General features: G+C 68.3%; 9 protein-coding genes and 1 pseudogene. 3 read left to right on the top strand and 7 right to left on the bottom strand.

Annotated elements, in window-relative coordinates:
- The 4 genes and pseudogenes from QIT00_RS08675 to QIT00_RS08660 form a co-directional block, all read right to left on the bottom strand.
- Nucleotides 1-873, bottom strand: a pseudogene (locus QIT00_RS08675) (integrase); the annotation flags it as partial.
- 219 nt (nt 874-1,092) lie between these two features.
- The gene (locus tag QIT00_RS08670) at nt 1,093-1,512 is read right to left on the bottom strand and encodes a hypothetical protein (protein WP_282534543.1); all 420 of its coding nucleotides are present in this window, start codon (nt 1,510-1,512) and stop codon (nt 1,093-1,095) included.
- Nucleotides 1,509-3,242: a hypothetical protein gene (locus QIT00_RS08665; RefSeq protein WP_282534542.1), complete on the bottom strand. Its 1,734-nt coding sequence runs from the start codon at nt 3,240-3,242 to the stop codon at nt 1,509-1,511. The genes QIT00_RS08670 and QIT00_RS08665 overlap by 4 nt, the downstream gene beginning before the upstream one ends.
- Entirely contained in the window at nt 3,239-4,780 is a 1,542-nt protein-coding gene (locus tag QIT00_RS08660; RefSeq protein WP_282534559.1) for an integrase, read from the bottom strand. The genes QIT00_RS08665 and QIT00_RS08660 overlap by 4 nt, the downstream gene beginning before the upstream one ends.
- Nucleotides 4,781-5,183: 403 nt before the next feature.
- Between QIT00_RS08660 and QIT00_RS08655 the strand changes: the two genes are divergently transcribed.
- Nucleotides 5,184-5,345, top strand: coding sequence for a hypothetical protein (locus tag QIT00_RS08655; RefSeq protein WP_282534541.1), 162 nt, complete (start codon nt 5,184-5,186; stop codon nt 5,343-5,345).
- Between the two features lie 16 nt (nt 5,346-5,361).
- The gene (locus QIT00_RS08650) at nt 5,362-6,120 is read left to right on the top strand and encodes a GntR family transcriptional regulator (RefSeq protein ID WP_349017167.1); all 759 of its coding nucleotides are present in this window, start codon (nt 5,362-5,364) and stop codon (nt 6,118-6,120) included.
- Between the two features lie 248 nt (nt 6,121-6,368).
- On the opposite strand, the gene QIT00_RS08645 is transcribed toward QIT00_RS08650, so the two are convergent.
- Nucleotides 6,369-7,247 carry a SpaA isopeptide-forming pilin-related protein gene (locus QIT00_RS08645; RefSeq protein WP_282534539.1) on the bottom strand — a complete coding sequence of 293 codons (879 nt, stop codon included), beginning with the start codon at nt 7,245-7,247 and terminating at the stop codon, nt 6,369-6,371.
- On the opposite strand from QIT00_RS08645, the gene QIT00_RS08640 reads away from it, so the two are divergent.
- The gene (locus QIT00_RS08640; RefSeq protein ID WP_282534538.1) at nt 7,240-7,437 is read left to right on the top strand and encodes a hypothetical protein; all 198 of its coding nucleotides are present in this window, start codon (nt 7,240-7,242) and stop codon (nt 7,435-7,437) included. The genes QIT00_RS08645 and QIT00_RS08640 overlap by 8 nt on opposite strands.
- 29 nt (nt 7,438-7,466) lie before the next feature.
- Here the strand turns inward: QIT00_RS08640 and QIT00_RS08635 are convergent, their stop codons facing one another.
- Nucleotides 7,467-7,943, bottom strand: a complete 477-nt coding sequence (locus QIT00_RS08635) for a hypothetical protein (RefSeq protein WP_282534537.1) — start codon at nt 7,941-7,943, stop codon at nt 7,467-7,469.
- A 33-nt stretch (nt 7,944-7,976) separates the two neighbouring features.
- Complete coding sequence (locus QIT00_RS08630; protein WP_282534536.1) at nt 7,977-8,852, bottom strand: DUF317 domain-containing protein; 876 nt, start codon at nt 8,850-8,852, stop codon at nt 7,977-7,979.
- Nucleotides 8,853-8,890: the final 38 nt, after the last annotated feature.

Here is an 8,890-nt window from a genome sequence, read left to right as displayed (position 1 = left end):
TCTGCGCAGACGGCTCAATCCAAGGTTGCCGTGCGGGTCCTCCGGCACCACCTGGGCGGGCAGGCCCTGGGCAGTGGCCTCCTGGTTGATCCACGACACGAGATCCTCGACGCGGCGGTCCAGGGTGCCCCGCTTCAGCGCACCGTGGTGCTTGCGCTGGCCGACGACATCGTGATGGGTGGAGTTGAACAAGAGCTCGCCCTTGGGGACGATGCGTTCCAGCACACGGATGGCGTTGACGACCGGGATGATCGCGACCCAGGGGACGGCGCGCTCCTCACCAGCGGAGATGTGGTGGCCGTCGGAGTTGCGGACGTTCTTGTAGTGGTGGGCTCGGATCAGATGGCGCGGGATGGAGCCGTCGGGGTTCGGTTGCGGGTCCGGGCAGCAGCCGGATCGCAGCGACCGGGCCTCCTGGGGGCGCATGCCGGTCAGGTACAAGATCACGATGGCGGCGGCCGTGGCCAGGTGCCGTACCAGGATCGGTGTCTCCTCGTAGTCCATGAACTTGCGCCAGCGGCGCCCCTCGATCCGGCCCGTCACCGGCACCTGCATCGGGCTGGGGCCGGGCCGCCGGGCGGTGACCTGCCGGAGTCCCTGCCGAGAAGCGAAATGGTGGACCTGGTTCCAGCTGGCCCCCGTGACGGCGGCGACGTAGTAGTGAGCCAGGGTGACGCCGTGCAAGCGGCTCACCGTGGCGGGCAGGAGAGCCCCGGAGTCGACCAGCGGCAGCAGGTATCCCTTGACGGCGGCCAGGCCCTCCTGGGTGCTCGAGGTCGCCTTCACGCGGGCGTGCATCCGGCGGCGCTCATCCCAGGCGGCCAGGGTGTCGTCGGAGAAGTCCTCGACCAGTCGGATCGACCAGGTCAGCAACGGGCCGATTACGGTCGGGTCCAGTGGCTCGGTCTTGTTCTCCCTGCCCGCCTCTCCCGTTTCGGCCGGCAGGTAGTCGTCGATGCCCTCGCTTTCCCAGGGCGGCTGCGTAACGCCGCAGGGGCTGACGGACAGCTGGTCGAAGGCCCACAGGTCAGAGAGCCAGCGCAGAACCGTTTGGGCATGACCGCGCGTGCAGCCGGTGGTGCACTTGGCGGCCTACGCCTTCCAATGCTCCATGGTGCAGTCGCTGAGCTGGGACACGCCTTGTCGGTCGAGCCAGCGCGCGAACTTCAGCCACTGCAGGATGTTGTCGCGCATGTTGAGCACGCCGTCGCGTGTCCGGTTCTGAAAGCCCCGTTCCCGTATGTAGGTGGGGCGCAGCTCGCCGTTGATCAGCATCCAGACGAGGCGCCTGAACTCGCTCCGCAGCGTGGCGGGGCACCTCTTCCAGTTGATCTTGTGGACGCTTTCCCCGGGGTTGTCGGTCAGCGGTCCCATCGACCAGATGTCGTCGCCGTAGCGGGAGTTGGGGTGGGTGTTGCCGGCGCTGATCCACCGGTCCAGCACCACCGGGCTGTCCGGCCCCGGCAGGGGAAGGATGTAGGGATCGGCCTCGGTGGTCAAAGCTGTCGTCACGCGGCGAGGTCTCCCTTGAGCAGATGGTCGATGATCATTCGGTCGTGGTCGGTGACCCGGCCCAGTGCGGCGTCCCAGGTGCTCTCGTTGACCTTCGTCCGCAGATCATCGAGTCGCTGAAGGTGTTCGTCCCAGCGCTTGCGCCAGAGCTTCTCGGGCCAGGTGGAACGGAGCGATATCAACTGTCGGCGCAGGAGGGCGAGACGCGGGTGGTGGCCGGTGTGGACCCGGGAGTTCTCGCAGGACAGGCAGAGCAGGAAGTCGGCGCCGCAGCCCCCGCTCGGGTCCGGCCAGGGGCTGGACTCCTCGTCCGCACAGTCCGCGGTCGCGGTCTCCTGGTGAGCCGCGTCGGCCGCGTCCGTGAGCCGCCCCTTGAAGGTGTAGTCGCGGGCCTGCTCGAGGGCTTCCTCGGCGCCGGCCGCGATCACGTCCACGGCCGCCCGCTGTACGTTCTCGTCGGGCAGGACGTAGACGCTCTCGTGGGTGCCACGTTTATGCTGCAGCAGCTTGCCCGTCGTCGTGACGGTGGTCCTGCGGGCACGTTGGAAGGGCGAGCCGATCTTGTGAGACCTCGCCCACACTCGCGCATCGGCCTTGGACACCCCGAAGCACAGCGGGCCGGCGTTCCGGGGCCGGTCCAGATTGGAGTCCACGTCAGTACGACGCCGGTTGCGGGCCACCATCAGCAGGTCGTGGCCAGGTGACAGGGCAGCGGCCAAGGCTCGCCCGTGATGCGTGGCCTCCAGGGCCTGGGTGATGAGCCGGCCCGGCGAGTCCGCGCCGGAGTCGGTGTAGTTCTCGGTATCGAACCAGCGCCCCTCACCCGAGCGGCGCTTCTCTACCAGGACCTCGTAGGTGACCGTGGCCGTCTCTCCCGCGGACGGGGTGATGACGGGCACGTGCAGACGGTCGTAGACCGACAGATTCCATCCGTATCGGTCGGTCATCATCACGGCCAGGGCCGTCAGTTCCGGCCGGCTCAGGAACAGCCGGCCGGTCGTCTTCCCGCCGTTCTTTCCGCGCAGCAGCCGCTCGGCCCGGGTGTAGACCTTCCCCTCCTTGTCCGGGTACCCGGGCAGTTCGCCCGTGGCGACGACGTGCTCGAGGGCCACCCCGATACTCCAGTCACGGCTGTCCGGGTCCAGCGCGCCCGCCCGGTAACGGGCCAGAAGCGCGGTGTTCTCCCGGATCCGCAGCAGCGCGGCCCGGAACTGCCGCTCGGCGGCCAGCAGCACCTGGTCGCGCTCCGACGGCCGGTAGGACTGCTTGGACGGCTTGCCCTTCTTCGGAACCGGGCGGGCCAGTTCCTCGGCGGCCAGGCCCTGCGCCAGCCGCGGCTCGCGCTTCAGCAGCGTACGTATCTTGGCCAGGGCCTCGCGCCCACCGGGGCTGCCCTTGTGGTTGTTGCGCCAGAGCCGGAGCGTGGCCGAGGTGAGGTCGCCGAGATCCTCGGCCGGGTGCCCCTGGTCCTTGAGGAACCGGGCGAAGACCTCCACGGACCGCCAATACGACTCACCGCTCGCGTGGCTGTTCCACCCCATGGACTGCTCCGCGAACGCTCGCGCAAGAGAGCACCGCATCGGCTGAGGTAGGGCGATCGCGGCGAAGTCGAAGACGCGCTCGAAGCCTTCCTTGTTCACCACGGTGACCTGTACTCCGTCGGCGGCGATGCGCTGGGTCGCCTGGAAGTCCGCCGGCGGCAGGACGGCCCTGCGGCCCCGCCCGCTCACGATGCCTCCGCGACGGGGAGGGCATCGAACAGCACCTCTACGTCCTGAATCCCGGAGGTTTCCCGGGCCAGCCGGGTGAACAGACCGTTCATCCCGTCCGTCCCGCCGTGCTCTTCCTCGGCGTCGAAGGCGAGGATCGACTCCAGCTGCAGATGCATGACCGGGCTGAGGTAGTGCTCCTTCGTCGTCTCGACATCCCGGTGTCCCAACAGGGTCTTCACCAGCCACCACGGGTCGCCGTAGAGCTGAGCGAAGTCGCGCCGGTCCGCGGCGGTCAGCCCGTACTTCTTGTCCATGAGCTCGTTCAGTACGACCAGCATGTAGAGCGCCATGGAATGACGCGCGGAATGCGGCGTGGCATACGGGACCTTCCCCCGTACCGCAGCCGACCTCAGCGGCCGTGAGACCTCTCGCTCCTCCCGCGTCAGCAGGGCTTCCTCGCACCGCTGGTTGGCCTGCCGGAACAACGTATTCCACCGGTCCGGCAGCATCGGCATGCCCTGCTCGGTCAACCACAACCACACCGGTTCCGGGCCGTGGGGTCCCTCGACGAACAGCCACTGCCTCTCGCGCCAGTCCAGCAGGCTCAACTCCCGCCTGCCTGCCGTCCCATCCCGCTCCACCCAGTGCACGACCGGAACCGGGCCATGCGTCACGTCCGTGACCAGCCGCATCAGTGGCAGCTTCTCGTAGCGGCCCTCCTCCTGGGCGCGCTGGATAGCCCACGTCCGCTCGGACTCGCTGTAGGCGCCGAGCTGGCGCACCGACTCGATCGACGCGTAGAAGGTGCGGTCACGTTTCGACCGCGACAGGGCACTGGCCACTTGGCCATGGCAGTAGCGTCCAGACCGAAGGCGCCGGGTCGGCACGTCGAACGTCAGCATCGCACCGGCCTCCTGCCGCCGCAGGCCCGAGCTCAGCGTCAGTCCCACGAACGCGGTGTTCCGCAGTTCGGTTCGCCCGTCCCAGCCGGGCAACGGTGCCCCATCACGGCCACGACCTCGCAGCCCCAGGTCTTGCCACAGACCCCAGGTACGCGGAGTCAGCCACGACACCCGAGAGCTTCGCGCACTTGCTGATCGGTCCGCGCGACGACCCGCATCCACCGGGAGGGGGCTGGCCTTCGCCCATTTGTAGAGCTGGGTCAGCGCAGCCGCCTCCCGGTTCCACTTCGCTCCGCCGATCCGCTGCGGATTCAACGGCGAGTCGACGCGGAATTCCTTGTACGCCCGCAAGTCCGCAATTGTCGCAGCCCGCCAGGGAACACCCCGCCGCCAAAGCCACGAGAGCAGCAAACGGATGTCTGTCGCGTAATTCCGACGCGACTCCCGTTCTAGGTCGCGAAAATCCGACGACAGGGTGAACTGCAACAATTCTGGGTCCACGACGAAATCAGGCCGAACAAAGACCGGATCGCCCGGCCGGAGCCCCACCTCATCCAACGCGGCCGGCAGGTCTCGGACCCCCAGCACCCCCTCCTCCGGAAGCGGCCCCCACCGCTCCGGATCCGGCACGAACACCAGCCACCACTCGTCCACTTCCACCCCTGTGAGTCGCTTGAACTCACTCAATCATCAGGGAAGCACAGGTGGGGGTCGTCCGGGATGCCGGACGCCTCGTACGTGTGGTCGCCGCACTGACAGCTCCCCCTCCACAGATCAGGTACGACGATCGACTCAGCCATGGGTGGCTCCTCTGATGCGAGAACGCTGACTCCGCGGCAGTGTGCCGCACCCCGGCGCGTTCGCGCTGGCGTTCGATACTGCACGGCACCAAGGGGTTCACAAATCCACACCTGGCGGTGAACAGACGTACGGACATCGCCGTTCACCGGCGTTCTGCGCCCCAACCGCGCGGACAGTGCATCTGGGCGATGTCCGTCGCGCCCGGGAAGAACCCCGCAGATGATCCCCGGAGGCGCGCGCACCCACCCTCGCCACGATGACCGCCGCCGCCCAACCGGCGATCGGGGTGCTGGTCCGGCAGGTCGCCCGCGCCGTCGTGGGGGTCGGCCCCATCCTCCAGCAGTTCGCCGAGCGCCTGCGAGCTGCTGCAGAAAGGCACCACGCGCCCTTCGGCGGCGGCCCCCGCGGCAGTCGGTGATGCACTTTCGATCAAAGTGTTTAAGTGCCTGACCAGGGTCGGATGCTCGCCATACCTTCCGCTGGTGGTCGCAGTACATGAACAATCAGAAGAGACCTGGCCGACGCGAAACACCGACGTCGCCCGTGCACGTGAAGCGTACGAAGCCATGCGCAGAGGAATATGCGAGGGCGACTGGCGTCCTGGACGTGTCCTGAGCTATCCAGTGATCGCCGAAGTGTTCGGCATCAACTGGGAGACCGTGTGCTACGCCCTGCGGCTGCTGCGCCGTGACGGACTGGTGGAGACGAGGCCCCGGTTAGGCACACGCGTCCGAGTCGCCGGAGAGACCTGGCATCCGCCGGAGAAGGACCAGGCGGTCCCGCACGCCGTGTGGATCGAGCGCAAGATCCGGGAGCGGCTGGCGGACGGGGACTATCCGGTCGGCACACGCTTCCCCTCTCTAGCGGCTGTGGCGGAGGAGTTCGGCGTCTCGATCGCTACGGTCCGCCACGGGCTGCGTCCTCTGCTCGCCGAGGAGTATCTGGTGACGAGCCGGTACAAGAGAGCCGGGACGTTGGTCGGGCAGCGGGCGGGCGAGGTGGCCAGGGATGAGCTGCTGCAACTGGCCGCACGGAATAAACTCCCTGCCGCGCTCAAGGCGTTCGGCGAGTCCAAGTCGCTGGCGGAGTGGAGCAGGGACCCGCGGTGCTCCGTGTCGTACACGGTCCTGAAGACCCGGTTCGTGGTCTACGGCTGGACGTTGGACGAGGCGCTTCGCAGGCCCTCGTCATGATCGTCGTCGGCGCGGTCGTTTCGGAGGGCATTAAACGCCGTAAACGAGCAGGTGTTCCAGTCTGCTTCCGGCACGCCCTCGCCGTCGCGTTGGCTCTCCTCCTGACGGCGGCCCACGACGGGGCCGTCGTCCGCACCCCGGCACAGTCACTGGATCTCAAGCCAGGTGGCTGCGCCTCCGTTCAAGCTCGCACGATGAAGCCCCCGGAATCGAATGGCGAATTCCGGGGGCTTCATAGGTCGGTTCGGTCAGCTCTCGGTGGAGCCATCATCGGTGGCACCGTCCACGCGTCGGCGGCGGGCCATGACAAGCGCTCCTCCGCCTGCGGCAATCAGGACTCCGGCGCCTCCGATCAGCCACGGGGTGGCGTCGGCACCGGTGTGAGCGAGCGAGCCTTCAGGGGAAGGCGCCGCAGTGCTCGACGTGGTCTCGTTGGTGTCCGGGGAGTCCGAGACGGACGACGCCGGGGTGTCCTCATCCTTGCCAGGCTGGGCCGGGGAGGGCTTGTCGCTCGGCTTGCCCGTGGGCTTCTCGGTCGGCTTGTCCGTGGGCTTGTCGGTCGGCTTCTCCGCAGGGGGCGGGGTGGTGGCGGTCTTGGCGTTGGTCGTGGTCACCGTCACCGGATCGCCGGGCTTTGCCTTGAATTCCTTCGAGGGCTTGTAGATGTCGTAGCCAGCGGGTGCCTTGACCTGCTTGACCCAGAAATCGCTTCCCGTACGGGAGTTGATGGGCAGCTTGCCGGTGGCCATTCCGTCGGCGCCGGTGGTCAGCGTCAGGAGGGTCTTGTCGCCGCTGCCGATGTTGACCGTGGATCCGGCCAGCAGCTTGCCGGTCTTGTCGTCCTTGGCCTTCAGCAGGACCGATGCGGCCTTGAACGGGTCGACGATCGTGAGCGGTGTGTCCGTGCCGGGGGTAACGATGACGTCCTGGTCGTCGACCGTGTCGTGCAGCTTGCTGCCGCTGGAGATCTCCTTGAGGCGGTAGACGCCCGGTGTGAGGTCCTTGAAGGCGAGCTTCCCCTGGGCGTTGGTCCTGCCACTGGCGGCCTCCTTGCCCGCGGAGTCGAAGAGGGTGAAAGACGCGCCGACGAGCACGTCGCCGCCGGGGTCCTTCTTCAAGATGGCCACGCCGCCGGTCTCCGGCTCGGCCGCATTGCGCGGAGTCGAGGAGGCGGATGCGGACGGGGTGGGATCGGTGCTCTGGGCCGAGGCGGTCGGCGCCCAGGACAGGCTGCCGGTCACCGTGGCGGCCACGGCAACAGCGACCGGAAGGGTGCGAGCGGAACGGATGCGCAAGAAGGAACTCTCCAAGGGGTAAGGGTGGGCGGGGACGATCAGAGCGGTGGTTCAGCGGGTGCGGGGCGAAGCCCCGGTGGTGCGGGCGGGCTTGGCTACGGAGCGGGCTGCCGGCCGCGACGCGGCAGGTGGCGGGAACCAGACGTGGGCGTACTGCTCGATCGCGGTGCGCAGGCCCGTGCCGTCCGCGCCGTGCCACGGCGGCTGACTGCTGTGGGCGTGCCAGTCACGGATGACGGCGTAGCCGTCGCGGCCGGCCACCAGGCCGCGGGTACCGTCGCGGCGTTCGAAGGTGCCGTGGTCGGCGAAGCGAAGGACCGCGGTGTCGAGGACGCCCTGCTCGGGGTGGACGACGCGCAGGCGAAGGCCGTTGTACTCGCCGTGCCGGATGGTGGGGGCGAAGTCGATTCGCAGCCGCAATGGCGAATTCGGCTGCGGGGCTGCATAAAGGGCGTCGCCGACGATGGCGTACTGGTAGACGGGCAGTTCGAGGACGTCGTCGAAGAACTGCTGGGGGTGCAGGGTCACAGGCTCTCTCTCGGACAAGGGGGATCTGGTCGGTCAGCGGCGGGGGCCGGAGCTCCGGGAGGGCAGGACTGCCGACGGGGCGGTCGTAGTGCTCCAGCGCGGGATGTTGCGTGTCGTCAGTGCGGGCGCCCGGCGAGGGGCGGTACGCCGGACGTCGAGGGGTGTGGGAACCGGGGGTGGCGGAGGGGTGACGGGTATGAGCTGGGCGTTCTCGCGCAGGCCGCGCAACATGTGGTCCTTCCAGCGCGGCAGGGGCGCGAGGTCGGACACGCTCTCGGTGATGGCGGTCACGAGTGGGATCGGGGTGTTCGTGGAGGCGGTGGCGTACCAGCCAGAGCTGATCTTCGGGCCGCCCCACAGGTACCAGCGGGCCTGGAGCGTGGTGAGTTCCTTCTCCGCATCGAGTCGTCCCTGCGCGTATTCGATCCCGGCCATGCCGTCCGGGGTCTGCAGCTCCAGAACGCCCCACCTGGGGTGCTGGATCTTCCAGCCGCGGTTGATGAGCGGGACGACGGCGTGGAAGGCGTCGAGTTCGGGGTCGGCGGGGTCGGGCTGGGCGAGGTAGTGCTCGGGGCCAGCCTGGTACGCCGCCGCCAGGGCCATGGTGAACGCGGTGACGAATTCGGTGGGGCACTGGTCGTTGAAGCTGACGCCCCAGGCAGGCGGGCCGAAGCGATCGGAGTAGGCGTTGATGCGCCACAGGCCGTCGTCGCCGCCTTCGGGCAGGTAACCGAGGCGGATCTTGCGGTCGGGTGCGGTGACGTAGACGTTGCCGAGGTCGTCATCGGTCAGCTCCCAGCCGAGCGCCATCAGGGGCTCAAGGGCGGGATCGCCGGTGTAGGTGCTGCCAGCGAGGTAGCGGGGGAAGACGTAGACGTCGCCGTCTATTTCGGCGTCGGGATCGGTCAAGGGGACATCCGGATAGGGGTCGGGCGCGTGAGCGCGGC

It is taken from the genome of Streptomyces luteolus, from assembly GCF_029968015.1.
Taxonomy (GTDB): domain Bacteria; phylum Actinomycetota; class Actinomycetes; order Streptomycetales; family Streptomycetaceae; genus Streptomyces; species Streptomyces luteolus.
This window is presented reverse-complemented; position numbering and strand designations above follow the sequence as displayed.